We start from the raw sequence: 23,976 nt of genomic DNA on the forward strand, positions 1-23,976 counted from the left end.
TCAGTGCAGAATATGTCAAAGGGGCCTACTATGTACTAGCCGATATTTCGAAACTTGAAGGTGAAGATGACAAGCAAAAGGTTATAACGCTTCTAGAAAAAACTGGTATCGCTGCAGTTCCGGCTAGAGCATTCTATCAAGAGAGTGAAGGTATTCATCTGGCAAGATTCTGTTTCTCTAAAAAAGAGGAAGAGCTTGATATCGCTATAGAAAGATTGAAGAATCTACAATAAATGTATTTCCCAGATACTTTCGCTCACAAGGCGGAACATTTTACAAAACAATTATAGTAGAGTTCATTAGACTTTTATAACGTTCTTTATTGATGCAGAGACTAATCTAAGTAATTGTGATCTTTTAATTTTTTCTCACTACCATACTCTTTTATAGCTAACGCAATAAGTATGGTAGCAACAACAATAATGCCCATAGTAATAGATAGTTTTATATATAATGTACTGTCAAGCACATCAGACCACATCTTCACCATTGTAAGAATTACCCAGCTTACCAAAAGTACTGATGAAATTATAGTTGCAATTTTCATTTTTTATCCCTTATCATTAAAACTACATAAGCTTCTCTTTTAAAAAGTAGCAGCATTCTTCGGATATCTTTTTCCATCGTCACGACACGCCAACCATTTTCAGCATTTTTATTAAGGAAGTCACTAAACTTTACAGGGTCAACCTTTGCGCCACCTAATAAGAGTGAACCTAACATACTCTCTTGGTAGACGATGGCTTTATATTCAACATTTGTTTTTTCTTGCACACTTATCCCTTTGCATATTGATCATTTATTATATCACACTGACACTAGCGTTAATACGATTTGTTTTTTCCCATCATCATTACACCAAATGCTATTAAAGTTCCACAAAGTATTTGCCAAGCAAATCCTACTTTAAAACCTAATAATGTCCCTAAATGATCGCCAAGAACATAGGGCTGAAGTAACAATACTGTCATAAATCCTCCTAGTAATGCAAGTGGTACTGTAGTAGCATTGCCACGCTTTGTAAATATAGCTGCTCCAAATACACCAAGTAGACCTGTATATGCAAAAGCCATCACGCCAAGAGCAAAGCTTAACAAAGGCAGTTCTGTGTAGCGTTGCCAGTAAAATGAGAGCATAGCCATAAGTGAAAGTGCTACTGCAAAGAAGAGTACAGCATTACGCCCTGCTTTAACAAAGTGCATCTCGTCTACATCAGATCTTTTTTTCTTCCAAGGTTTGTAGAGGTCCTCTATAGCTACAGATGACATGGCACCCAAGACAGAGTTTGAACTAGACAAAGCTGCTGCCACAGCTCCTACGGTTACCAATCCTCGCATTCCTTCAGGCATCTCATGTAATATATAGTACATAAAGATAGTGATCTTTTCGCCTTCAAACTTTTGTACCACTTCTGTAGTCAAACCAGAAATTTCAGGATGTTGGTAAAAGAGGTAGAGAAGCAAACCGATCATCAAAAAGAGTATCGCAACGGGGATAGTCAAGTAAATACTCATCATCAGTGAATTTTGAGCTTCTTTGGTGCTTTTGCATGTCAAAGCCCTTTGTGTCATATCCTGATCAAGTCCATAAGCAGCGATATTGAGGAGTAACCAGCCACCAAGCAAGGCCCAGACAGAAAAACTGCCAGACATAGACCAGTCAAGCAGTTTGAGTTTCTGATCTGCATGCAGTGTAGAGACAATGGTAGAAAAGTCAGTATTTATGGTCATATAAAGATAGATGAGTATAGCAATCCCTGCTCCAATGTATGTGACAGCTTGAATAATGTCAGAAAAAATGATCGATTTTACTCCTCCAAAATAAGCATAGGCTAATGCTCCCAGCATCAAAATAGAGATAGAGATAGCCACATGTGTTGGCTTGATATCTAAGAAAAGTATCATGGAGATAGCCAATGCACCTATGTAGAGCCTTGCTCCTGAAGCGAAGAGACGTCCGACTAGAAACATGACACCTGCCTGTCGCTTTGCATTCTCACCATAACGCTTCTCAAGCAGTTCATAGACCGTTACTGCCTTAATAGCATAAAAACGGGGAATAAGTACTTTAGCTACAAAAAGGACTGCAAAAAAAGCAGAAATGTAAAATCCTATAAAGGTAAGATTTTTTCCGTATGAGTACTCAGGTCCGCCAAGAAAGGTAGCCGCTGACTGGGATGTAGCCAGTACAGACATAGCTGCAGCAAACATAGGTACAGTGTTTCCCCCTACAAAATAATCACGTGTAGAGTTGACCTTCACCCGACTTAAAAGTACTGATGTGACGGTTAATACTAAAAAATATGCAAAAAATATGCCCCAGTCAAGGTTGCTAAATGCAGAGTTCATTATTTGCCTTTAGGTGGTGCTTTTAGATTCAAACAGCCTACAGCATCTTTGATGTCAGACATAAACTTTTCTCCTGGATCAGACTTCACTGTTCTATAGCCTTTGTCTTTTTCAAGCCACAAAGAAGTACCCTCCATCTGCTTATACTCATGATGCCCTATAAGATACTCAATACTAGGATACTTTGCTTTTAAATACATTACCAGGTCTATATTAGCTTGACGTTGTGCTGGTGTAAGGTCATCTATCTTGTTATCTTTACCACCTACATTCTCTATACCGATGCTTGAGTAATTAAGTCCGATCACATGACGAGCCATCCAGTTCTCTGGCATCAAACGGTAGATCGTACCGTCACGTGCAACCATAAATTGAGAAGATACATTTAATGCTGAAGCTTTAACGATGTCAAGTCTGTCTGATAGAAGCTTTTCAGGCTGTAAACGTTTAAAGGATTTATCAAAATCCAACTCGGCAGTCCAGTGAAGTAAAATGATCTTAGGCGTGATCTCTATGTTTTCTACTTGTTTGCCGTAATGAGACTTGATGTACTCTTTTGTCATAGCGATACGCTCTGGACCAAAATCTATGGGTTTATCGATGATTTGGAGTGGTTGTATAGGTTTTGTAGTGCAAACTGAAGGTTTTACTTCTTCTTTCCCACATGCAGTGATAGAAAGAAGTGCGATACATAGGAGTAGAGTTCTTGTCATAAAATAAGTCCTGAGTTCTAGTTGGGCTTATTTTATCTAATCTTGGCTATTGTTTTCTTTTTCTTTTAGTAGGACCCAAACAAGAATCACAGAAGGAATACCTAAAGAGATAATATAACTAGGAATATGTAACAATCCCTGTCTGTTGAGATATAAAAAACCTAATATAAGCAATGCATATGCCCCTAGTCTATAGATAGAGAGTGCCGCTTTAGTGTCTTTTATAGTTTGGTATACAGTACGTCTGTTCTCTTTGAGCTTTTTCTTCTCTTCTTTGACCGTTGCAGCAAAATCTTTCTCTTCGTCTTCTACTACATCTTCACTATAAATATCATACGGGTCTTCAAGTTTGTCGATGACGTCTTTACTGTCATCCATGGTTACGATGTTGTGTTTCACACGTGCATTGACCATACGTCTGTAACTGACTATCGAAGCAATCATGACAAGTGTTGAGCTAATATAACCTATTTGTGTGTTGTAAACGATTTTAATATCAAAAAATATTATGGAGATCAATAGTAGTAAAACATCGACAGTAACCAGTACTGTGAGGATCTTACGATTCATACTACTCATCATCATCCTCAGCGTCATATTTATCTTGTTGCTCTTTTTTGTAGGTATATTTTGGGTCTTTTGCAAGTTCATCGAATGACTTTTTCTGTTTTAAATACGCTTTATAGACATTAGAGATAGCAGCACCAACACCTATGAATACACCTATCCAAAGTGTCCAACCGGCTCCTGTAATTTTTTGTAACCCTATACCTATACCTACACCCATAAGTACGGCAACAACCATAGAAATACCTAGACTAAGTCCATCAGCAGCATTCACTAGTTTTTTGAATTTTGGCTCTTGTTCCATTTTTTCTCCTTTAGCAGAAGCAAAGCTCCTGTTAAATTCCTCTCACTTTTGGCTAAAGACTTATGCAAGAAAGCACTAAATAGTTTCTCGTAAAAGCTTTCGCCTTGCGAAGAGTAATACATTTTTTTATTTTAACTCAGACATGACTTCGTATGCTGCTTTGATCGTTTCATCTATCATCTCATCTGTTGTAGCTGCACAGATGAAACCTGCTTCGTATGAAGAACATGCAAGATAAATACCTCTGTCCAACATACCTTTATGAAACTTGGCAAATGTAGCAGAATCGTTTTCAAGTGCATCATCGAAGTTTTTTATCGGCTTGTCCGAGAAAAAGAAACCAAACATACTTCCTCTGACATCAGTCACTAAAGGTATATTTGATGCTTGTGCCGCTTTTTTGAAACCATCCATAAGTTTTTTAGCTTTATTTCCCAGTGATACATACAAAGATGGGTTGGATTTGAGCTTTCTAAGACTTGTAAGACCTGCTGCCATCGCCACAGGGTTACCAGAAAGTGTTCCTGCCTGGTAGACCGGACCTTCAGGAGAAAGATATGCCATGATCTGGGCAGATGCACCAAATGCACCCACAGGCATACCTGCACCGATAACCTTACCTAAGGTAACCATATCCGGCTTCACCGTTGAAATACCCTGTGCACCTCTAAGTGAAGCTCTAAATCCACTCATCACTTCATCAAAGATGAGAAGTGCACCATGATTGGTACAAAGACATCTCAGTTCTTCCAAGAAAGCTTCATCTGCTGGTACCAGCCCCATATTCCCAGCGATAGGCTCGATGATCACACAAGCAATGCCTTCTGGTGATTCTTCAAAACATGCCAATACTGATTCAATATCATTATAGGTAGCCAATAAGGTATGTTTTGTAAGATCAGCCGGTACACCAGGGCTTGATGGACTCCCAAAGGTTGCTAGGCCTGAACCTGCCTGTACAAGAAGCGAGTCTGAGTGTCCATGGTAACACCCTGTAAATTTTACAATGTTCTCTCTACCCGTAACACCACGAGCCAAGCGTATAGCAGACATAACAGCTTCAGTTCCTGAGCTAACGAAACGTACTTTATCGATACTGTCAAAAAGTGTAACAATCTCATTTGCAAGCTCTGTCTCAACAGTAGTAGGTGCACCAAAACTCAAACCTCTTTTGACTGCTTCAATCACAGCTGTTTCTATCTCTGCGTCTGCATGACCAAAGATAAGCGGTCCCCAACTTTGTACATAGTCGATATATCTGTTCCCGTCTATGTCATAAAGGTATGCACCCTCTCCTCTTTCTATGAACGGTGGTGTACCCTCTACTCCTGAAAATGCACGTACTGGAGAGTCAACGCCACCTGGTATCACTTTATATGCTTCTTCAAATGCTGCTATACTTTTGTCATATGCCATGTTATTAATCCTCATTATGTATAATTGCGAAGATTATACACTAACGGCACTTAGGGCTATATACAAGGAGAGTATCATCAGAACACTAAAAGGATTATTACTCTCTTTATTGTTGCATTTACTGATTTTATTGCTCTTTACAAAAAACTGGCAAGAAATCACCTTCTTACCACCAAAGGAACAGGAAAAGAAAATAAGTCTTAACCTGCAGCAAGTTGTCACGCCTCCGGCACCTAAACCAAAACCAGTGCCTGTACCTCAACCTATAGTAATTCCACCAATACCCAAGCCTATCATCGAAAAACCGATAGAACCTAAAGTACAACCTATAAAGAAAAAAGTTTTAGATAAAAGTAAAAAGGTTTTTGCACAGCAGAGTACAGAAGAAAATAATGTCACAAAAATAGAACCAAAACCTGTTAAAAAAGTAGTGAAAAAAGTAGAGAAGAAAACACCTATTAAAAATGTACAGAAAAAAACTGTGGTGAAAAAGACAAAACAATACAGACAACCTAAACGTTCAGGTGACCCTCTGGCTAATATGCTTATGGGCTCAGGTACTTCTATGTATCCATCCAAAACAAATCAACCCTCCTCTTCTGGCAGTTATGGTGCAAGAATGATCAATAAGCTTTATGGTGAAGAGTTTAATACCTACAGTGAAACTCAAAAGAAGTTTATTAAAAACAATCTAGGGACTATCCACCGTATCACCCAAAATACACTTACCCGAAACGGTTATCCTGATGTTGCCGTACGGACACGACAGCAAGGAACAAACATTGTCTCTTTTTATCTGCATCCAAATGGTGATATCTCTGATCTTAAACTAAAAAGACATATAGGCCATCAAGCTTTAGATCAAAATACTTTAGACGTGATACGAACCGCTTATAAAGATTATCCGTTACCAAACAAAAAAACGAAGATCATCTTTTATGTAAAGTACAGTATCTATTAAAATATTTATCTTACGCTTTCCCATAATGTCTCTACTACACTTTCAGTTCCCTGAAGCAAAAGAGGTTCACCTTTTGGATCCAACCAACGTAACACCTCTTGTATCTGACTCCCATTCATCACCGTACAACCAGCTGTAGGTACACTCTTTATATGAATAAAGATGCATGATCCTGCACCCCTTTTAGACTTTGCACCCTCTGTTATACCGTTATGATCAACAACAATACCAAACTTGTAGTAGTTTTGAGAAAACTTCATCCGTTCATGGCTTTCATAGTCTCTCTCGATTTTAGTGCTATCGACTATCTTATTATAAAACATTGAGTTGACATCATCCACACAATGGTCTGTCTCTTTGTAGACTTCATAAGGGTACTCTATATTAAAAGGTGCATATCCAAAGGCTTGTCTAAGTCTGAAAATACCTGCAGGAGCTTTCCCATCACCTTCTTTTTTAATAATCTTAGCATCTTGGGGTATTTCATGTAGACCTATCCCCCACCCTAAACCATTTCTACCCAGTTTGATATCTATCTCTTTACCTACTTTTTGCCAATTTCTGTCATGCAGTTCATAACGTTGCATACTACCTGTAGGTGTAGACCAGCTTTTTGTCGTTACGACCAAAAGTTGTTTTGTTTGTGCCTGTAGTGTGACAAGTGTCAGACATAGTGCAAGTACAATCTTCATGTGGTATAATCCTTCTATGGAATATGGAATATTATCAATAGCAATCCCGTTGCTGACAATCATTTTAGCTATTATAACCAAAGATGTGATCGTTTCTCTCATGGGCGGTATATTTGCAGGTTTCTTAGTACTGAATGCCTATAACCCTATAGATGCTTTCATCGCACTTTTTGATGGTGTTATTGCACTCTTTTCTGAAGGATGGATTGCAAAAACGCTTCTATTTATCGTTATGGTCGGATCGATTATTAGACTACTGACACTTAGCGGTGCCGTTGATAGTTTTGTAATATATTTAAGTAAAAAAGCAAAGAAAATAGATTCATCAATAGGAGCAATGCTGCTTGCCTATATCATAGGTGTTATCATATTTATAGAATCATCTATCACAGCACTTGTAGCAGGAACTGTAGCCAAACCTCTGTGCGATAAAAATGGTGTCAGTAGAGAAAAGCTTGCCTACATCTGTGATTCTACTTCTGCCCCGATCTGTTCTCTTATTCCTCTCAATGCCTGGGGTGCATTACTCCTAGGTCTTATCGTTACGGCCATTGATTCTCAAGTGATCTCAGGAGATGGAGTTTCTTTGCTCATCGCTTCTATCCCTTATAATTTCTATTCACTCTTTACTTTAGCCATAGTTCTGGGTGTCATATTTTTAAATATCAATATCGGACCGATGAAGTATTCCATCCCTGTACCCTATGTTGTAGTGGAGAATGAAGCCGATATTAAAGCTACTCCTTACAAAATGATTTTACCTATTGTAGTAATGGTGATCATGGTGCCTGTAGGGCTTTATCTAACTGGTGAAGGTGATATCTTCAAAGGTTCTGGTTCTACATCTGTCTACTACGCAGTCATCGTTGCACTGCTCTTTATGTACCTCTATTTTGTTCCAGGTAAAATTCTTACTCATAAGAACTATTTTATAGGTCTCTACGAAGGTATAGGTAATATGATACCTGTAGGTATGATCATGGTCTTTGCACTGCTTATCGGTAAAGTGATTGGTGATCTTGGCACAGCAAAATATTTAGCACATCTGCTTTCGGGAAACATCTCACCTGTTCTCCTACCTCTTCTCATTTTTATAGTAGCCAGTATCACCGCATTTTCTACAGGTACAAGCTGGGGAACATTTTCCATTATGATGCCTATAGGTTTGGCACTGGGTGCAACCATGGATCTGCATATCCCTTTAGTCATCGCGGCTGTCATCTCAGGAGGAATCTTTGGAGACCACTCCTCTCCTATCTCTGATACGACTATCATTTCCTCCATGGCAGCAGAATGTGACCATGTAGAACACGTAAGAACACAGCTGCCTTATGCACTGCTTGGTGGAGTACTGGCATCTGGAGCATTTTTAGTGGCTGGTTGGTTGACTATATGAATCTCTTAAAATTTCTCTTTGGAATCATTATCGCTCAGGTAGCCACTTACCTGTTAATACTGTTGGCTCCTGCTGAGTTAAATATGACAGGTTTTTTACGTTTGGCTATTCCCTTACTGATTATTGCTCTAGTTGTTGCTTTTTGGTTTAGTTCTATCGCGGGACATCATAGTAAAGATGCTATTGATAAAGTGAAAGATAAATTTGCAAATGAACGTGATAAACTTCGCATTAATGCACAGCGGGCAAAAGAACGTGTCATCAAAGAAGCCCATAAGAACATTACAAAAGAAACTCAAAAAGCGCATGCAAAGGCCAACTTCAAAGTAGGTGCTGCTTTTGCAGCAGCTTTAGGTGTTGGAGCATTATTTATTTTTGCACAAATGGTAACAGCAGGTCTTTTAGCCATTACAGCAACAGGTGGTGTGATGGGTGGATATTATTGGCGTGGAAGAAGATTGGATAATGAAAGACTAAGAGAACTTCAAAGTTCTAATGATCCGAAGATAATAGAATCAAAGTCATCACATATCAAGTTTTTGAAAGAAGAGAAATTATGAGTTATATAAAAGGATCTATAAGATGAAACTTCTTGTCTCAGCTCTTGAACCCTCATCAAACCTACATCTAAAAGAGGTACTCAAACATACACAAGATGTAGAACTGCTGGGTATCTTTGACAAAAGCATAAAAGAAGGTACACCTCTTTATGACATCAGTGAAATGGCAATCATGGGTGTAGTGGATGCCATCAAAAAGTTACGTTGGTTCTTTAAAGTGGCAGATGAAATGGTAGAACTGGCCAAAAATGCGAATAAAGTACTACTCATGGACTCTTCGGGATTTAACCTGCCCCTGGCTAAAAAACTAAAAGAAAAGTACCCAGATAAAGAGATCATCTATTACATCCTTCCTCAGGTATGGGCAAGTCGTCCTAAACGTGTAAAGAAATTAGAAGCGTACTGTGACAAACTGCTGGGTATTCTTCCTTTTGAGATGGACTTTTACAGTAGTGACAAGGCACAGTATGTAGGACATCCTCTGCTTGACGAGATAAAAGTACACAGAAATGAAGAAGAGAGCAAAGGATGTATAGCATTTATGCCGGGGAGCCGTAAAAGTGAGATAAGCCGTCTCATGCCTGTCTTTCTAGAACTACGTAGAAAATTCCCTGACATTCGTCCTTTGCTTGTGATTCCCCCTTCTTTTTCAAGAAACAAGATAGCCAAACTCTATGAAGGCAACCGTGAGTTTGAAGTTGTACGTGATACCCATGAAGCACTCAGACGTGCAGAGTTCGCATTCATATGTTCAGGTACAGCTACACTTGAAGCAGCACTTATAGGTACACCTTTTACGCTGGCTTACATTGCAAAGAAAATGGACTTTTTCATAGGTACAAAAATTCTGGGCATCAAACAAGTAGGCTTGGCAAACATTATCCTCACCAACTATAACAACACGACTTTACATAACGAGATACTTCAAGAAGACGTCACAGTTGACAACTTACTCAAAGAGTACTACAATACTGACCGTAAAATCTTCGCACAGAAAGCTGAAGAGTTAAAAACGTATCTTTCTCACGGAAGTTCTGAGAATGTTGCAAAAATCATAATGGAGTAATCATGTTAGTACACATCTGCTGTTCAGTCGACAGTCACTACTTTTTGAAAAAACTCCAGACAGAATACCCGGAAGAAAAACTTACGGGGTTCTTTTATGATCCAAACATTCATCCCTACTCTGAGTACTACTTGAGACTATTAGATGTAAAACGTAGCTGTAAAATGTTAGGCATCGACCTCATAGAAGGCGAGTATGATGTAGAAAACTGGCTTGAAGCGGTAAGAGGATTAGAACATGAACCCGAAAAAGGCTCACGTTGCTCTGTCTGTTTTGACAGACGATTTGAAGTTTCCGCAAAAAAAGCCAGTGAAATGGGTGAGCGAAGCTTTACCTCTACGCTGCTCACAAGTCCTAAAAAATCCCTCAGACAACTCCAGGCAGCTGGTGATGCGTTAGCAGAACGTGAAGGCATAGCTTTTGTGGCTCCTGACTACAGAAAGGCTTCAGGCACACAAGAACAAAATATCTTAGCTAAAGAAGATGCACTCTATCGTCAAGACTACTGCGGATGTATGTTTGGTCTCAATATCCAGCGTGATCAGCAAAACAAACTGGCAGATGAGCTTTTTGTACCTCTATCAAAACAGGTACAGCCAGAATCTATAGAAGAGCGTATCAACATGTATGAGAAGCGTTGGCAAATGGAAGAAGCAAACATCCCGCATAAGATCATTAAACAACGTTTTTTAAATTGGCGTTTGACCATGGGACTCCTACGTGTACGTAAAGAAGTAATACCCGCACACTTTTTACCCTACTCTACTATTAAAGGTGAATACACCAGGGGAAAGATAGAGTACAATATTGGTGAAGTGTATTATATGAACCGTGATGAGGTACGTTTTATTACACTGGGCCACTACAATGAACTTGCACATACAGACTATAAAACAGTGACCCAACTCATCTATACCCCTCCTGCTTTTAGTGAAGAGGTTGAACTTCGTGCAAAACTGGGTGTAACTCCTTATGATATATCTATTATCCTGGTCGTCGAAGAGATCCCGAGCAACAAAATCGAAATCCTTTGTCAAAGCAAAACCTATAGTGACGTGAAAGAAGTATTAATCCAAATATAAACCGCTTTTTACCAACATTTCGATAAAATAAGTCAATTTTCAAATAAAGGTTTTTTTATGCTTTATAACGTTGTTGATATTCAAAATATATTACCACACAGATATCCGTTTTTACTAGTGGACAGAATTACGGAGCTTACTCCAGGTGAGTATATAGAGGGACTTAAAAATGTTTCTATTTCTGAACCTGTCTTTCAGGGGCATTTCCCTGGTCACCCTATCTACCCTGGTGTAATGATCATCGAAGGTATGGCTCAGGCTGGTGGTGTATTGGCTTTTAAAAGTATGGATATAAGCAGTCAGGAAGAGATAGAGAACAAAGTCGTATACTTTATGAGTATTGATAAAGCGAAGTTCCGTGCACCTGTAACGCCGGGTGACCAACTTGTATATAAAATATCTGTGATCAAGAACAAAGGTGCCGTATGGCAACTGGATGCGAAAGCATATGTAGATGACAATATCGTTGCTCAAGCTGAGCTTAAAGCTATGATAGTAGATAAATAGGTCTTTTGATGTCTTTAATCCATGCCTCAGCAGTCATAGAAGATGGTGCTATCTTAGGGAATAACGTATCAGTAGGTCCTTTTGCCTATATCGGTGCAAATGTCAAAATTGGAGACAATACTACAGTGGCTCCTCATGCTGTTATTGAGGGCCATACTACTATTGGTAAAAATAACCGTATATTTTCTCACTCTGCTGTAGGAACCATACCTCAAGATTTAAAATACAATGGTGAGCATGTAGAGCTTATCATTGGTGACAATAATACCATCAGAGAGTTTACCCTACTCAACCCGGGAACTGAAGGTGGAGGTTCTATTACCAAAATAGGAAATGGAAATCTTCTGATGGGTTATGTACACCTTGGCCATGATGTTATCATTGGAGACAACTGTATCCTTGCAAATGGGGCAACACTTGCTGGTCATGTTGAGTTAGGAAACCATGTCGTTATCGGTGGACTTACTCCTATACATCAGTTCGTACATATCGGTGACTATGCAATGATAGGGGGAGCAAGTGCTTTGTCACAGGATATTCCTCCTTTTTGTTTAGCTGAAGGTAATCGTGCAAATCTCAGAGGACTCAATCTTACCGGCTTACGTAGACATATGGCGAGAGAAGAGATAAATGCACTTAAAAAAGCCTATAGAGAACTTTTTGAAGAAGGTAATCCACTACAGGAAGTAGCTCAAACGATTATTGAAAGTACAAGTTCAGAAAAAGTAAAACAATTATGTGAATTTATTATGACCTCTAAAAGAGGGATTCCATTTACACGAACAAAAATGAATGAGGATAAAAAATGACAAGAAAAGCATGTAGCTTTTGTGAAGCACAAGAGAGTGAAGAAAATCCACTCATCGCTGGTGAAAGTGCCTATATCTGTTCCAACTGTGTAGTCTCTGCATACAAGATTCTCTTTGGAGAGGAAGATCAGGAAGAAGCACAAGCAGAGTTAGACACACAAACTCTTTATACGCCTAAAGAAATCAATAGCCTACTTGATGATTATGTCATTGGTCAAGAAAAAGCAAAAAAAACTCTTTCAGTTGCTGTCTATAACCACTATAAACGTATTTTCAAAGACAATGTCGAGGATGATACACAAATTGCCAAGTCAAATGTGCTTCTCGTTGGACCAACAGGTTCAGGTAAAACGCTTTTAGCGCAAACCATTGCCAGATTTTTAAATGTACCTATTGCTATAGCAGATGCAACCAACCTTACTGAAGCAGGATATGTGGGTGAAGATGTAGAAAACATCCTTACAAAACTACTGATGGCTGCTGATGGGGACCCTAAGCGTGCTGAACAAGGTATTGTATTCATAGATGAGGTAGATAAGATCGCCAGAATGGGTGAAAACCGTTCTATTACACGTGATGTTTCGGGAGAAGGTGTACAACAGGCCCTTCTTAAACTTATTGAAGGTTCAGTGGTGAATATCCCGCCAAAAGGTGGACGTAAACACCCAAATCAGGACTTTATACAGATAGATACATCAAATATACTCTTCATTTGTGGTGGTGCATTTGATGGACTTAACGACATACTAAAAAGAAGACTTGGCGCCAACACACTTGGTTTTGGTCAGGAAAAACGTTCTAAGAAAGAAGAAGAGAATCTTCTTCACATGGTAGAAGCAGATGACCTTGTCTCTTATGGACTCATCCCTGAACTTATCGGTCGTCTACATGTACTTGCTACACTGGGTGAGATCAGTAAAGAAGATATGGTTCGTATCTTGGTAGAGCCTAAAAATTCACTGCTTAAACAGTATCAAAAACTCTTTGAAATTGATGATGTAAAGCTCAGCTTTGAAGAAGATGCCCTTATATCGATCGCACAGAAAGCATTGGACAGAAAAACAGGTGCAAGAGGATTACGTACGATACTTGAAGAGATACTTTTGGATATCATGTATGAGTTACCTGAACTTAGTGGATATGAAGTAGTGATTACAAATGAAGTAGTTGAATCAGGTGCAAAACCTTTGTACATAAAAGACAAAAAAACAGCATAACAGTAGCAATAAAAAAGGATATATGAATGTTTAAAAGATTATTAGGAATGTTTTCAAACGATTTAGCGATCGACTTGGGAACGGCAAACACACTTGTGCTTGTAAAAGGACAAGGTATCAGTATTAACGAACCTTCAGTTGTTGCTATCCAATATGACAAACATGGTAGAGAGCGTATTCTTGCAGTTGGGCAAGAAGCTAAAGACATGGTAGGGAAAACCCCAGGAAACATTAAAGCTATTCGTCCTATGAAAGATGGTGTTATCGCTGATTTTGAAGTAACAGAAATGATGATCCGTTACTTCATTGAAAAAGCGCATAAAAGAAAAGGTTTCTTCTCTCCGCGTATCATTATCTGTGTACCTTATGGACTTACTCAGGTTGAAAGGCGTGCAGTGAAGGACTCTGCTGAAAATGCAGGTGCCCGATATGTATATCTTATAGAAGAGCCTATGGCAGCAGCAATTGGTGCTGGTATCCCAGTAAAAGATCCTAATGGTAACCTCGTAGTTGATATCGGTGGTGGTACAACTGAAATTGGTGTAACTTCACTTGGCGGTCTTGTTATATCTAAATCCATTCGTGTAGCAGGCGACAATCTTGATCAGGCTATTATTGACTATATTAAAAAGAACTTTAACCTGCTCATTGGTGAGCGTGTTGCTGAGGAACTTAAGATCAAGATCGGAACAGCTATTCCACTTAAAGAAGAGATGACTACTACCGTACGTGGTAGAGATCAAGTTGAGGGGACTCTCACTGCTATGGAGATCACTTCTGAACATATCAGATCAGCAATGAAAGACTCTTTAGAGGAGATCGCTGAAGCACTGAAGGATGTTCTAGAACAAACACCACCTGAACTTGCTGGTGATATCGTAGAAAACGGTATTGTACTGACTGGTGGTGGCGCGCTTATCAGGGGCTTAGACAAATATCTTTCAGATATCGTAAAACTTCCTGTTTATGTTGCGGAAGACCCTCTTCTTGCAGTTGCAAAAGGTACAGGTATCGCACTAGATGAAATAGATCTCCTCCAACAAATGGCATATGAAGACTAGGCTTGTCATCATAGTAATACTGTTACTCATATTAACAGTATTACTCTCACGAAATGATGAGCGTATCTCAGATACGTTTCTCAATATCATTAACCCCATCAAACAAAAGTATAAAAACTTTACACAGAATTTAGAAAATAAAAGCCAAAGCTATATTTTTCAAAAAGAAGCTATCCAAAAACTGGGTAAAGAGAACCGTATTTTACGTAAACGTCTTCTCGAACAGATCCACTATATAGAACAAGTAAAGGATATTTATGAAGTACTTCCAACATTAAGTCATGTTCCTGTAAAAAACATCTCTATCACCGATACCATCTCCTATGTAAAACTTAACAGTTTTTCACAGATCATGCTTACTAAACCTAAAGGACTGGTGGAAGATAAACTCTATGGACTTATACAAGGCAGTGTGGTAGCAGGTACTGCAAGAGTGCACAACAATCAACTCTATGGCTATCTTACATCAGATGAAAAATGTCGTTTCTCTGTTTTCATAGGAAAAACAAAAGCACCAGGTATTGCAATGGGACTAAAAGAAAATGATATGCTCATCAAATTCATACCGAAATGGCATAAAATAAAAGAAGGAGATACTGTTGTTACCTCAGGTTTGGATGGTATATTTTTTGCTGATATACCTGTAGGTCTTGTAACAAAAGTAGAAGTACAAAGTTCATATACCGTTGCACATATAAAAACCTACAATGATATTTTTCATCCAAAAACTTTTTTCCTGATCAACGATGCAAAAGCAACACTTGCAGAAAACTTTGACTCTAACAGTACAAAATTGTCTACAAGATACAGTATTCCCGACACCAATGTAAAGCAGAGTCTTTCAAATGAACCACTTAAGGATGCCAATATCAGTACACCTGTTGTTTCCAGTATTCCAAGTCGTATTGATCAGACACAAGAAGATATTATTGAGCCTGTAGAACCTTCCGAAATACCTGAAAAGCCTAAAAAAGTCTATAATACTAAGCCCAAAATTGATTCAAGTAGTTTAGACCTCTTCTAAAAGCGTATATTTGCCCTTTTTTAAGGGCTTTTTCTATCTATATCATGTATAATAACAAACTAAAAATTAAGGGTATTTCTCCATGCCAAAACGTGATGACATCAAAACTATTTTACTTATCGGTTCTGGACCTATCGTTATCGGTCAAGCTTGTGAATTTGACTATTCAGGAACTCAATCGGCTAAAACACTTAAAGAGTTAGGCTATAGAGTTGTTCTTATCAACTCTAACCCTGCTACGATCATGACTGACCCTGAGTTCGCAGACCGTACATACATTGAACCTATTACCCCTGAAGTTATTGATAGAATTATTAAAAAAGAAAATGTTGATGCTATCTTACCTACAATGGGTGGTCAAACTGCACTCAACGTTGCTATGGATATGAATGAAGCGGGTATGCTTGAAGGTGTTAAATTCCTTGGTGCTAACCCTGAAGCCATTAAAAAGGGTGAGGATAGACAACTTTTTAATGAAGCAATGATAAAAATTGGCATGGACCTACCTAAAAGTGCCAATGCCTATTCTGTTGATGAAGCAATGAAAGTTGCAAAAGAAATTGGTTTCCCAGTCATTAGTAGAGCCTCATTTACACTTGCAGGTGGAGGTTCAGGTGTAGCATACAATATGGAAGAGTTTAAAAAACTGGCAGAAGAAGGTATTGATGCAAGTCCAATTAATGAAATTGAGATCATGGAATCTATGCTTGGATGGAAAGAATATGAGATGGAAGTTATCAGAGACAATAAAGATAACTGTATTATTGTATGTTCTATTGAAAACTTTGACCCTATGGGTGTGCACACAGGAGACTCTATCACCATTGCACCTGCTTTGACACTTACAGACAAAGAGTTCCAAAACATGAGAGATGCTTCTTTCAAGATCTTACGTGAAGTTGGTGTTGATACAGGTGGATCAAATGTACAATTCTCTATTAACCCCGATACCGGACGTATGATCGTTATTGAAATGAATCCGAGAGTAAGCCGTTCTTCTGCACTTGCATCAAAGGCTACAGGTTATCCTATCGCTAAAATAGCAACTCTTTTGGCAGTTGGATTTACACTTGATGAGATCACCAATGACATTACAGGAACACCAGCGAGTTTTGAACCTGTTATCGACTATGTTGTAACAAAGCTTCCAAGATTTACTTTTGAAAAATTCCCGCTTGCGGACTCTACACTTACAACTGCAATGAAGTCTGTGGGTGAAGTAATGAGTATCGGTCGTACATTCAAAGAGTCTTTTCAAAAAGCACTCTGTTCACTTGAAACTGGTCTTATCGGATTTAATCCTATCAAATGCGATGGTGAAGAGCTTATTAGAGAGATAAGACGTCCAAATGAGAACCGTATGCTTTATGTATTTGAAGGGCTCAGACGCGGTATGACAGTTGATGCTATCTTTGACCTAAGTAAAATTGACAGATGGTACCTTTACCAGCTTGAAGAACTGGCACTTCGTGAAAAAGAGATGGATATTGCCCTGCTCTCTGATGCTACTCGTCTTAGAGAAGTAAAGAGTGAAGGTTTCTCTGATGCTATGATCGCTGAAGTGATCAATAAAAAAGAGGGTCTTAACCTTACAGAAAATGACATCTACAATGCCAGAGAAAAACAAGGTGTCACTCTTGATTACAATGAAGTAGATACATGTGCGGCAGAGTTCAAAGCGCTTACACCTTACCTCTACTCTTCAACAAACATTACAAAACTCCCCAAAGTACCTATAGCTGAAAGCGATGAAAAGAAAGTACTTGTTATCGGTGGTGGTCCTAACCGTATCGGTCAAGGTATCGAGTTTGACTACTGTTGTGTACACGCGGCATTTGCCATCGAAGATATGGGTATGAAGTCTATCATGTATAACTGTAACCCAGAGACCGTTTCAACAGACTATGATACTTCAGATATCCTCTACTTTGAACCGATCGACTTTGAACACGTAAGAAACGTGATCGAGCATGAAAAGCCGGATGGCGTGATCGTACACTTTGGTGGACAAACACCACTGAAGTTGGCTAAGAACCTTACAGCTATCGGTGCTAACATCTCAGGAACAACAGCAAGAGTAATAGACCTTGCGGAAGATAGAGAGCAGTTCTCTACCTTCATTAATGAACTTGGACTTAAACAGCCTGATAACGGTACAGCATTTGCCAAAGATGAAGCGATGGCCATTGCAAATCGTATAGGTTATCCTGTACTTGTTCGTCCAAGTTTTGTACTTGGTGGCCGTGGTATGCGTACTGTATATAGTGATGCAGAACTCAGAGAATACATGGATGAAGCTGTAAGCGTATCTAACGATGCTCCGGTTCTTATAGACAAATTCCTTGACAATGCTATCGAACTTGATGTAGATGCTATTTGTGATGGTACAGATGTGTATATAGGTTCAGTGATGCAGCATATTGAAGAAGCAGGTATTCACTCTGGAGACTCTGCATGTTCACTTCCGGCAGTTTCTATTTCTGAAGAACTTCAAGATGAAGTAAAAGAACAAACAGCAAAGATCGCACTTGGCTTAGGTGTTGTTGGTCTTATGAATATCCAGTATGCTATTCACAAAGGTAATATCTATCTTATTGAGGTAAACCCAAGAGCTTCTAGAACTGTACCTTTTGTCAGTAAGGCAACTGGTGTACCTCTTGCTAAAGTAGCAACGAGAGTAATGCTCCAGGGTAATCTTAAAGAGGCATTGAAATTCTACGATACATTTAATGTAGTTAACTTTGAGAAGAAGATCATGGAACCAAACCTTAAAGGTCATGTAGCCGTTAAAGAAGCTGTTTTCCCTTTCAACAAACTACCAGGTTCTGATCTTATCTTAGGACCAGAGATGAAGTCTACAGGTGAAGTAATGGGTATTTCTGAAACCTTTGGTATGAGTTTTGCCAAGAGTCAATTTGCAAGCAAGAATAACATTCCACTTGAAGGAAAACTCTTCATCTCACTCACAGAGAACGATAAACAATATGCCGGTGAAGTAGGTAAAATGTTCACAGATCTTGGATTTGAAATTGTTGCTACATCGGGAACACATGCTGCACTTCAAGAAGCGGGAGTTCCTTCAACTAAAGTACTCAAAATCTCTGAAGGTCGTCCAAATATTGATGATATGATCAAAAATGAAGAGATAGCATTAGCTATCAACACTTCAGATAACAAAGCAAGTAAAGATGATGCCAAGACAATCAGACAATCAGTTCTCGCTAACCATGTAGCGTATTTCACTACATTAGCAGCGGCCAAAGCAACGGCAGAGGCTATAAAAGAACTTAAGGCAACAAGTGGTGAACTTGAGCCTAAAGCATTGCAAGATTACCTAAGTTAAAATGAAAGATAAAGTTTTTTTGACGCAGACCGATACAACTATCGGTTTTGTCTCACAAGATGCAGATAAACTCACCCAGATCAAACAACGCCCCCCTCACAAGCACTATATAAAAGCAGTTAATTCATTACATACACTCCAAAAATTTGCACGCGTGCCTCAAAGATACAAGAGCAAAGTTCGAAGAGCAAGAAAAACAACGTTTATTATGCCAAATGGTCACTCTTACCGTGTAATACAAGACAAACATCACCTATTGCTGTTAGATCGTCTTAAATGGGCATATACAACTTCAGCTAATCTAAGTAATGAAGCGTATGATGAATCTTTTGCCAGAGAGATGGCAGATGTCATTATAGAACCACTCAAAAAAACTGATCAAGCCTCAAAAATTTACAGGCTCGGGAAATACTCAATAAAAAGGATACGTTAATGTCAGTGATCTATGAAAATGAAAATATTAGGATAGAAATAGAACCTAGCGAGATTCCTTGGCTTAAGATCTTCACACAACAACCATACAAAGAGATGAGTGAAGTACCAGGATTAGTTAAATTTGAAATTTACGATCTTTTAGACACCATTGAGAAAGAGATGCTCTCTTACTATAAGCCTAAGAAGATAAATATAGCCAGTTTTGGCAATTATATGCCTCATGTGCATTGGCATATAATGTCACGTTTTGAAGAAGACAGTTTCTTTCCTGAACCGATGTGGGGAACAAAACAAAGAGAAAGTGATTTGAAATTACCTGATTTTGAAGTATTTTGTGAAAGAGTGATTAACGCTATTGCATAATATTTTCTCAGCCCAAAAAGATTTTTTAGGACTGAGAAAATATTGCAAGTTATTTATTTTCCCTCGTTATGCTCTTCTTTAGCATCAATTTCTTCTTCTACTTCTTCAACCTTCTTAGTAAACCCATTTACACCTAGAAAAAGTGCACCGACAACACCTATTACAACACCTATAGCAACATATACAACTTCCATCCTTCTTCCTTTTTTATTTAATGCCTTATTTATTTAAGGTTATAATATAGTATAACATAAATCTTATTTTAAATATTCTTAAATCTAAACCAAATTGCTTTTTATTTATATTTTACTTTACATTTACTACTAAGATTACTAGGAGTATACTTAGTATATATACATACTATCAAGGAGAAAACAAATGGGGTTAGAGATGATACAGGTGGCAAAAAAAATGGAAAAGGAGGCAATAAAAAGCAGTGGTATAGATTTTATAAGACTTGGTTTTGCTCTTTTTTTCATGGTTGCAGTTTTAACTTATAGCTTTTTAAGTTCGGGGTCTATACCAAATAATTTATTCTTAGCTATAGCAGCACTTTTTGGTGCTTATATGGCTATGAACATCGGTGCAAATGATGTTGCTAACAATGTAGGTCCGGCAGTTGGTTCAAAAGCGCTTACAATGGGTGGTGCTATTGTCATTGCAGCGGTCTTTGAGGCTGGTGGTGCTTTCATAGCAGGTGGAGATGTTGTTAAAACCATAAAGAAAGGTATTATCGATATAAATGCCTTTGGTGGCAATGTAGACCCATTTATTTGGGCAATGATGGCGGCACTCTTAGCAGCAGCGCTATGGTTGAATTTTGCTACGATGATGAAAGCCCCGGTTTCAACTACTCACTCGATCGTCGGTGGTGTTATGGGTGCTGGTATTGCCGCTGCAGGATTTACAATTGTATCATGGGGTACTATGGGTAAAATAGCTGCTTCTTGGGTTATATCACCGGTTCTTGGCGGAGTCATTGCAGCAATATTTTTATATGCCATTAAAAAGACAATAGTATTTAAAAAAGATAAAGTTGCAGCAGCTAGAAAATGGGTACCTATTTTTGTTGCAATTATGTCTTGGGCATTTGTGACATACTTAACCCTAAAAGGTCTCAAAAAGATCTGGCCTTCAATTGTGGACGTTTTAGTGTTTCTTCCAGATGCTAAACAACCTTCTTTCCTTATAGCATCAATTTTTGGACTTATTGTGGCTGGAGTAGTCTATATCATATTAAGAAAAACAGTTGGTAATAGAGCTACCAATCTTCATAACACCAGAGATTCTATTAATTTATTATTTACTGTACCATTGATTTTTGCAGCAGCTCTTTTAAGTTTCGCTCATGGTGCAAACGATGTTGCAAATGCTATTGGGCCATTAGCAGCTATAAATGATGCCGTTGTGACTGGAGATATTTCAGCAAAAGCAGGTATTCCTTTATGGGTTATGGCTGTAGGTGCACTCGGTATAGCACTTGGACTTGCACTTTACGGACCAAAACTAATTAAAACAGTTGGTAGCGAAATAACAGAATTAGACCAAATGAGAGCATTTTCTGTAGCTATGGCAGCTTCTATAACTGTTATTATCGCTTCTCAATTAGGTCTTCCTGTTTCCTCTACTCATATCGCAATAGGTGGTATATTCGGTGTTGGTTTTTTACGAGAATATCTCGCTTCTACAGGTCAAGTAGAAACTATCTATAAAGAAGAAATTAATTTAGAAGATGAAAAGAAAGTTTTAAAAGCATATAACAATGAACTTAAAACATTAGAAGATAAAGTGGATAAAACAAAAGCTGATTATGAAAGAATAGTCGATCTTTATAAACTTATTGATGAAGAAGAAATGAAGATCAAAGCATCTAAAAAACATATTAAAAGTGTAGCAAAGGTCAAATATGTCAAAAGAGATGCTGTGAAAAAAATTATAGCTGCCTGGGTTATCACCGTACCAGCTGCAGCCGTGCTTGCAGCAGCAATATTTTTTATGATAAAAGGAATGGTACTTTAATGGTTAATAGTCTATACAGTAAACTCTTAACTCCTATAATAATCGTATTAATATTAGGCGCTTTAGTTCTTTTAGGAACATATCCTGATATCAGTACTATTTTAGGAGGTATTGCGCTTTTTCTAATGGGTATGGAATATATGGAAGATGGATTTAAAGCTTTTAGTGGGGGTATACTTGAAAAAGTTTTGGAAAGATTTACAAATAATACGCCCAAGGCAATTACCACAGGTTTTTTTGCTACAGCCATTGTTCAAAGTTCAAGCTTGATCTCAATTATTGTTATATCTTTTCTATCTGCAGGATTAATTACTTTAACATCTGCAGTAGGAGTGATTTTCGGATCTAATATTGGTACAACTGCAACAGCCTGGTTGGTTTCAGTATTTGGTCTTCACATAAAAATATCTCTATATGCTATGCCCATGCTTGTTTTAGGTATAGTTATACCTCTATTTTTAAAATCAAAGAGTTGGAAAGGCATTGCCGCAATTCTTATAGGTCTTGGAGTGATCTTTCTTGGTATTGGATACATGAAGGAAGGCTTCGAAACATTAAAAGAAGGACTTGACCTTGCCAAGTATGCCATGGAGGGATATGCAGGTATTTTTGTATATGTTCTTGTAGGTTCAGTAGCAACAGTTATTATACAGTCAAGCAGTGCCACAATGGCAATTATTATTACCGCATTGGCGACAGGTCAGATTGATTATGCAAATGCCCTTGCATTGGCAATTGGAGCTAACGTAGGTACAACAGTAACTGCAGTACTTGGGGCTTTAAAATCAAACGAAAATGGTAAACGGCTTGCTGTTGCGCATTTTATTTTCAATATGATTACAGCTTTCATTGCGATTTTATTTATTTATCAACTGACTGAAGTGGTAGACTATATGTCTATTATCGTTGGTATTGGTATTGACAATTATGCAATGAAACTTTCTTTGTTTCATACCATTTTTAATCTGATAGGTGTTTTAGCTGTATCTCCATTTATTGGAAAGTTAGTTACATTTTTAAATACTTTATTTATTCCTAAAGCCGAAAAAGAAGAAGGTAAAGCAAAATATCTTGATAATTCTGCTTTAGAATTTCCGATGACCTCCCTATTAGCTGTTGTAAAAGAGACAAAACATCTCTATGATAATGCCTTTGAGATCATCACTCATGGTCTTAATCTGAAACGAAGCAATCTACTATCTTCTATTCCTTTAGAGGAAGTAATTCAAGATGAGTATAGTAAAAGTGCGGTAGATATCGATGCATTTTATAATCATAAAATAAAAGGTATTTATGGTGAAATAATCGACTTTTCTACAAAAGCACAATCACAGATGTCACCAAAGGAGATTGAACTGCTCTATAAGATAAAACTTGCAAATAGAGATATAGTTGAGGCAGTTAAGGATACTAAGCATTTACAGAAAAATATGATTAAGTATTTAAAGAGTACAAATGAACACATCAAAGCACAATACAATCGTATTAGAAGAGATTTGGCTGAGCTTTTAAGAAATATCAACAGCATTTCGGCTACTGAAGCGGAAGATGAGATTTTGTTGTTACTTTCTAAAGCCAAAGTACATACAGAGAAATACGATATTCTTGCAAATGGAACCCTTGATAATCTTATTAGGGAAGGATTAATTACAAATGAAATGGCAACTTCCTTAATGAATGACAGTGCTTACGCCTATGATATAAGTAAAAATCTTATATCAATGTCTGAAATTATTTTTGCTAACAGAAATAGTAACTTTGAGAACTTAAATGAAGAAATGTCTATGAACGCAGAAGATATTAAAAGCATATTAGAAAAAAAGGATAATTAGTGGGAATCAAAAAATTTATTAAGAAAGTTAAATCTACACTCGGTTTAAATAATTATGAGGTAGAGGACAAGAAGAAGTCACTTAAAGATCTTCTTAAAAAGCTCAATAGAAGAAAAAAGTGTATTAAAAAGTCTTTAGAAAATGCCAACAAAAAAGAGAAAAAAGAATTGAACGAGGATTTAGATATCATTACTTGTCAAATTAAAAAGGGAAAAAATATCCTGCATAAACTATATTCAAAATAAACTAAATAAAAAAGCA

The 23,976-nt window shown here is 37.8% G+C and carries 25 protein-coding genes and 1 pseudogene; 17 read left to right on the forward strand and 9 right to left on the reverse strand.

Going from position 1 to position 23,976, the window contains the following annotated elements:
- Positions 1–233, forward strand: a pseudogene (locus tag ABZC96_RS00620) (aminotransferase); the annotation flags it as partial.
- A gap of 101 nt (positions 234–334) precedes the next feature.
- On the opposite strand, the gene ABZC96_RS00625 reads toward ABZC96_RS00620, so the two are convergent.
- The 7 genes from ABZC96_RS00625 to hemL form a co-directional block, all read right to left on the reverse strand.
- Positions 335–547 (reverse strand): hypothetical protein, encoded by a 213-nt coding sequence (locus ABZC96_RS00625; protein WP_373028334.1) that lies wholly within the window; start codon positions 545–547, stop codon positions 335–337.
- Positions 544–774, reverse strand: coding sequence for a DUF4177 domain-containing protein (locus ABZC96_RS00630; protein WP_373028335.1), 231 nt, complete (start codon positions 772–774; stop codon positions 544–546). Before ABZC96_RS00630 ends, ABZC96_RS00625 begins: the two co-directional genes overlap by 4 nt.
- A gap of 50 nt (positions 775–824) precedes the next feature.
- On the reverse strand, positions 825–2,348 hold the full coding sequence (locus ABZC96_RS00635) for a sodium:solute symporter (RefSeq protein WP_373028336.1): 1,524 nt from the start codon (positions 2,346–2,348) through the stop codon (positions 825–827).
- Complete coding sequence (locus ABZC96_RS00640; protein ID WP_373028337.1) at positions 2,348–3,061, reverse strand: peptidoglycan recognition family protein; 714 nt, start codon at positions 3,059–3,061, stop codon at positions 2,348–2,350. Before ABZC96_RS00640 ends, ABZC96_RS00635 begins: the two co-directional genes overlap by 1 nt.
- Positions 3,062–3,097: 36 nt before the next feature.
- Positions 3,098–3,640, reverse strand: coding sequence for a hypothetical protein (locus tag ABZC96_RS00645; protein WP_373028338.1), 543 nt, complete (start codon positions 3,638–3,640; stop codon positions 3,098–3,100).
- On the reverse strand, positions 3,633–3,932 hold the full coding sequence (locus ABZC96_RS00650; RefSeq protein WP_373028340.1) for an AtpZ/AtpI family protein: 300 nt from the start codon (positions 3,930–3,932) through the stop codon (positions 3,633–3,635). Before ABZC96_RS00650 ends, ABZC96_RS00645 begins: the two co-directional genes overlap by 8 nt.
- Positions 3,933–4,058: 126 nt before the next feature.
- A complete protein-coding gene (hemL, locus tag ABZC96_RS00655; RefSeq protein ID WP_373028341.1) occupies positions 4,059–5,348 on the reverse strand; it encodes a glutamate-1-semialdehyde 2,1-aminomutase in 1,290 nt (429 codons plus the stop codon).
- A gap of 109 nt (positions 5,349–5,457) precedes the next feature.
- Here hemL and ABZC96_RS00660 point away from each other — a divergent pair, with 109 nt between their 5' ends.
- On the forward strand, positions 5,458–6,309 hold the full coding sequence (locus ABZC96_RS00660; RefSeq protein ID WP_373028343.1) for an energy transducer TonB: 852 nt from the start codon (positions 5,458–5,460) through the stop codon (positions 6,307–6,309).
- A gap of 5 nt (positions 6,310–6,314) precedes the next feature.
- Here ABZC96_RS00660 and ABZC96_RS00665 read toward each other — a convergent pair whose 3' ends face one another.
- Positions 6,315–7,001: a L,D-transpeptidase gene (locus ABZC96_RS00665; protein ID WP_373028345.1), complete on the reverse strand. Its 687-nt coding sequence runs from the start codon at positions 6,999–7,001 to the stop codon at positions 6,315–6,317.
- Between ABZC96_RS00665 and ABZC96_RS00670 the strand changes: the two genes are divergently transcribed.
- The 12 genes from ABZC96_RS00670 (at position 7,000) to ABZC96_RS00725 (ending at position 19,864) form a co-directional block, all read left to right on the forward strand.
- Complete coding sequence (locus tag ABZC96_RS00670) at positions 7,000–8,397, forward strand: Na+/H+ antiporter NhaC family protein (RefSeq protein WP_373028346.1); 1,398 nt, start codon at positions 7,000–7,002, stop codon at positions 8,395–8,397. The genes ABZC96_RS00665 and ABZC96_RS00670 overlap by 2 nt on opposite strands.
- Complete coding sequence (locus ABZC96_RS00675; RefSeq protein ID WP_373028347.1) at positions 8,394–8,957, forward strand: hypothetical protein; 564 nt, start codon at positions 8,394–8,396, stop codon at positions 8,955–8,957. The genes ABZC96_RS00670 and ABZC96_RS00675 overlap by 4 nt, the downstream gene beginning before the upstream one ends.
- A 22-nt stretch (positions 8,958–8,979) precedes the next feature.
- The gene (gene lpxB, locus ABZC96_RS00680) at positions 8,980–10,023 is read left to right on the forward strand and encodes a lipid-A-disaccharide synthase (RefSeq protein WP_373028348.1); all 1,044 of its coding nucleotides are present in this window, start codon (positions 8,980–8,982) and stop codon (positions 10,021–10,023) included.
- 2 nt (positions 10,024–10,025) lie between these two features.
- Complete coding sequence (locus ABZC96_RS00685; RefSeq protein ID WP_373028349.1) at positions 10,026–11,105, forward strand: epoxyqueuosine reductase QueH; 1,080 nt, start codon at positions 10,026–10,028, stop codon at positions 11,103–11,105.
- A 57-nt stretch (positions 11,106–11,162) separates the two neighbouring features.
- Complete coding sequence (gene fabZ, locus ABZC96_RS00690) at positions 11,163–11,612, forward strand: 3-hydroxyacyl-ACP dehydratase FabZ (protein WP_373028351.1); 450 nt, start codon at positions 11,163–11,165, stop codon at positions 11,610–11,612.
- Positions 11,613–11,620: 8 nt separating this feature from the next.
- Positions 11,621–12,421 carry an acyl-ACP--UDP-N-acetylglucosamine O-acyltransferase gene (lpxA, locus tag ABZC96_RS00695; RefSeq protein WP_373028352.1) on the forward strand — a complete coding sequence of 267 codons (801 nt, stop codon included), beginning with the start codon at positions 11,621–11,623 and terminating at the stop codon, positions 12,419–12,421.
- Complete coding sequence (clpX, locus tag ABZC96_RS00700) at positions 12,418–13,638, forward strand: ATP-dependent Clp protease ATP-binding subunit ClpX (protein ID WP_373028353.1); 1,221 nt, start codon at positions 12,418–12,420, stop codon at positions 13,636–13,638. Before lpxA ends, clpX begins: the two co-directional genes overlap by 4 nt.
- A 26-nt stretch (positions 13,639–13,664) precedes the next feature.
- Entirely contained in the window at positions 13,665–14,699 is a 1,035-nt protein-coding gene (locus tag ABZC96_RS00705; RefSeq protein WP_373028355.1) for a rod shape-determining protein, read from the forward strand.
- Positions 14,689–15,723 (forward strand): rod shape-determining protein MreC, encoded by a 1,035-nt coding sequence (mreC, locus tag ABZC96_RS00710; RefSeq protein ID WP_373028357.1) that lies wholly within the window; start codon positions 14,689–14,691, stop codon positions 15,721–15,723. Before ABZC96_RS00705 ends, mreC begins: the two co-directional genes overlap by 11 nt.
- A gap of 82 nt (positions 15,724–15,805) precedes the next feature.
- Complete coding sequence (gene carB, locus ABZC96_RS00715; protein WP_373028359.1) at positions 15,806–19,066, forward strand: carbamoyl-phosphate synthase large subunit; 3,261 nt, start codon at positions 15,806–15,808, stop codon at positions 19,064–19,066.
- A 1-nt stretch (position 19,067) separates the two neighbouring features.
- On the forward strand, positions 19,068–19,499 hold the full coding sequence (locus ABZC96_RS00720) for a Sua5 YciO YrdC YwlC family protein (protein WP_373028360.1): 432 nt from the start codon (positions 19,068–19,070) through the stop codon (positions 19,497–19,499).
- Positions 19,499–19,864 (forward strand): HIT family protein, encoded by a 366-nt coding sequence (locus ABZC96_RS00725; protein ID WP_373028361.1) that lies wholly within the window; start codon positions 19,499–19,501, stop codon positions 19,862–19,864. Before ABZC96_RS00720 ends, ABZC96_RS00725 begins: the two co-directional genes overlap by 1 nt.
- Before the next feature lie 53 nt (positions 19,865–19,917).
- Here ABZC96_RS00725 and ABZC96_RS00730 read toward each other — a convergent pair whose 3' ends face one another.
- A complete protein-coding gene (locus ABZC96_RS00730; protein WP_373028362.1) occupies positions 19,918–20,058 on the reverse strand; it encodes a hypothetical protein in 141 nt (46 codons plus the stop codon).
- A gap of 184 nt (positions 20,059–20,242) precedes the next feature.
- Between ABZC96_RS00730 and ABZC96_RS00735 the strand changes: the two genes are divergently transcribed.
- The 3 genes from ABZC96_RS00735 to ABZC96_RS00745 are packed head-to-tail and all read left to right on the forward strand — an operon-like array spanning position 20,243 to position 23,960.
- A complete protein-coding gene (locus ABZC96_RS00735; RefSeq protein ID WP_373028363.1) occupies positions 20,243–21,883 on the forward strand; it encodes an inorganic phosphate transporter in 1,641 nt (546 codons plus the stop codon).
- Positions 21,883–23,715, forward strand: a complete 1,833-nt coding sequence (locus tag ABZC96_RS00740) for a Na/Pi cotransporter family protein (protein WP_373028364.1) — start codon at positions 21,883–21,885, stop codon at positions 23,713–23,715. The genes ABZC96_RS00735 and ABZC96_RS00740 overlap by 1 nt, the downstream gene beginning before the upstream one ends.
- Entirely contained in the window at positions 23,715–23,960 is a 246-nt protein-coding gene (locus tag ABZC96_RS00745; protein ID WP_373028365.1) for a hypothetical protein, read from the forward strand. Before ABZC96_RS00740 ends, ABZC96_RS00745 begins: the two co-directional genes overlap by 1 nt.
- The last annotated feature ends 16 nt before the right edge of the window (positions 23,961–23,976 follow it).

This window comes from Sulfurovum sp. (genome assembly GCF_041551015.1).
Taxonomy (GTDB): Bacteria; Campylobacterota; Campylobacteria; order Campylobacterales; family Sulfurovaceae; genus Sulfurovum.

Excerpts from the sequence above, each read along its gene's own strand:
- ABZC96_RS00625 (WP_373028334.1), bottom strand. The coding sequence starts at position 547 with ATGAAAATTGCAACTATAATTTCATCAGTACTTTTGGTAAGCTGGGTA.
- ABZC96_RS00635 (WP_373028336.1), bottom strand. The coding sequence starts at position 2,348 with ATGAACTCTGCATTTAGCAACCTTGACTGGGGCATATTTTTTGCATAT.
- ABZC96_RS00640 (WP_373028337.1), bottom strand. The coding sequence starts at position 3,061 with ATGACAAGAACTCTACTCCTATGTATCGCACTTCTTTCTATCACTGCA.
- ABZC96_RS00645 (WP_373028338.1), bottom strand. The coding sequence starts at position 3,640 with ATGAGTAGTATGAATCGTAAGATCCTCACAGTACTGGTTACTGTCGAT.
- ABZC96_RS00650 (WP_373028340.1), bottom strand. The coding sequence starts at position 3,932 with ATGGAACAAGAGCCAAAATTCAAAAAACTAGTGAATGCTGCTGATGGA.
- hemL (WP_373028341.1), bottom strand. The coding sequence starts at position 5,348 with ATGGCATATGACAAAAGTATAGCAGCATTTGAAGAAGCATATAAAGTG.
- ABZC96_RS00670 (WP_373028346.1), top strand. The coding sequence starts at position 7,000 with ATGTGGTATAATCCTTCTATGGAATATGGAATATTATCAATAGCAATC.
- ABZC96_RS00665 (WP_373028345.1), bottom strand. The coding sequence starts at position 7,001 with ATGAAGATTGTACTTGCACTATGTCTGACACTTGTCACACTACAGGCA.
- ABZC96_RS00675 (WP_373028347.1), top strand. The coding sequence starts at position 8,394 with ATGAATCTCTTAAAATTTCTCTTTGGAATCATTATCGCTCAGGTAGCC.
- lpxB (WP_373028348.1), top strand. The coding sequence starts at position 8,980 with ATGAAACTTCTTGTCTCAGCTCTTGAACCCTCATCAAACCTACATCTA.
- ABZC96_RS00685 (WP_373028349.1), top strand. The coding sequence starts at position 10,026 with ATGTTAGTACACATCTGCTGTTCAGTCGACAGTCACTACTTTTTGAAA.
- fabZ (WP_373028351.1), top strand. The coding sequence starts at position 11,163 with ATGCTTTATAACGTTGTTGATATTCAAAATATATTACCACACAGATAT.
- lpxA (WP_373028352.1), top strand. The coding sequence starts at position 11,621 with ATGTCTTTAATCCATGCCTCAGCAGTCATAGAAGATGGTGCTATCTTA.
- clpX (WP_373028353.1), top strand. The coding sequence starts at position 12,418 with ATGACAAGAAAAGCATGTAGCTTTTGTGAAGCACAAGAGAGTGAAGAA.
- ABZC96_RS00705 (WP_373028355.1), top strand. The coding sequence starts at position 13,665 with ATGTTTAAAAGATTATTAGGAATGTTTTCAAACGATTTAGCGATCGAC.
- mreC (WP_373028357.1), top strand. The coding sequence starts at position 14,689 with ATGAAGACTAGGCTTGTCATCATAGTAATACTGTTACTCATATTAACA.
- carB (WP_373028359.1), top strand. The coding sequence starts at position 15,806 with ATGCCAAAACGTGATGACATCAAAACTATTTTACTTATCGGTTCTGGA.
- ABZC96_RS00720 (WP_373028360.1), top strand. The coding sequence starts at position 19,068 with ATGAAAGATAAAGTTTTTTTGACGCAGACCGATACAACTATCGGTTTT.
- ABZC96_RS00725 (WP_373028361.1), top strand. The coding sequence starts at position 19,499 with ATGTCAGTGATCTATGAAAATGAAAATATTAGGATAGAAATAGAACCT.
- ABZC96_RS00730 (WP_373028362.1), bottom strand. The coding sequence starts at position 20,058 with ATGGAAGTTGTATATGTTGCTATAGGTGTTGTAATAGGTGTTGTCGGT.
- ABZC96_RS00735 (WP_373028363.1), top strand. The coding sequence starts at position 20,243 with ATGGGGTTAGAGATGATACAGGTGGCAAAAAAAATGGAAAAGGAGGCA.
- ABZC96_RS00740 (WP_373028364.1), top strand. The coding sequence starts at position 21,883 with ATGGTTAATAGTCTATACAGTAAACTCTTAACTCCTATAATAATCGTA.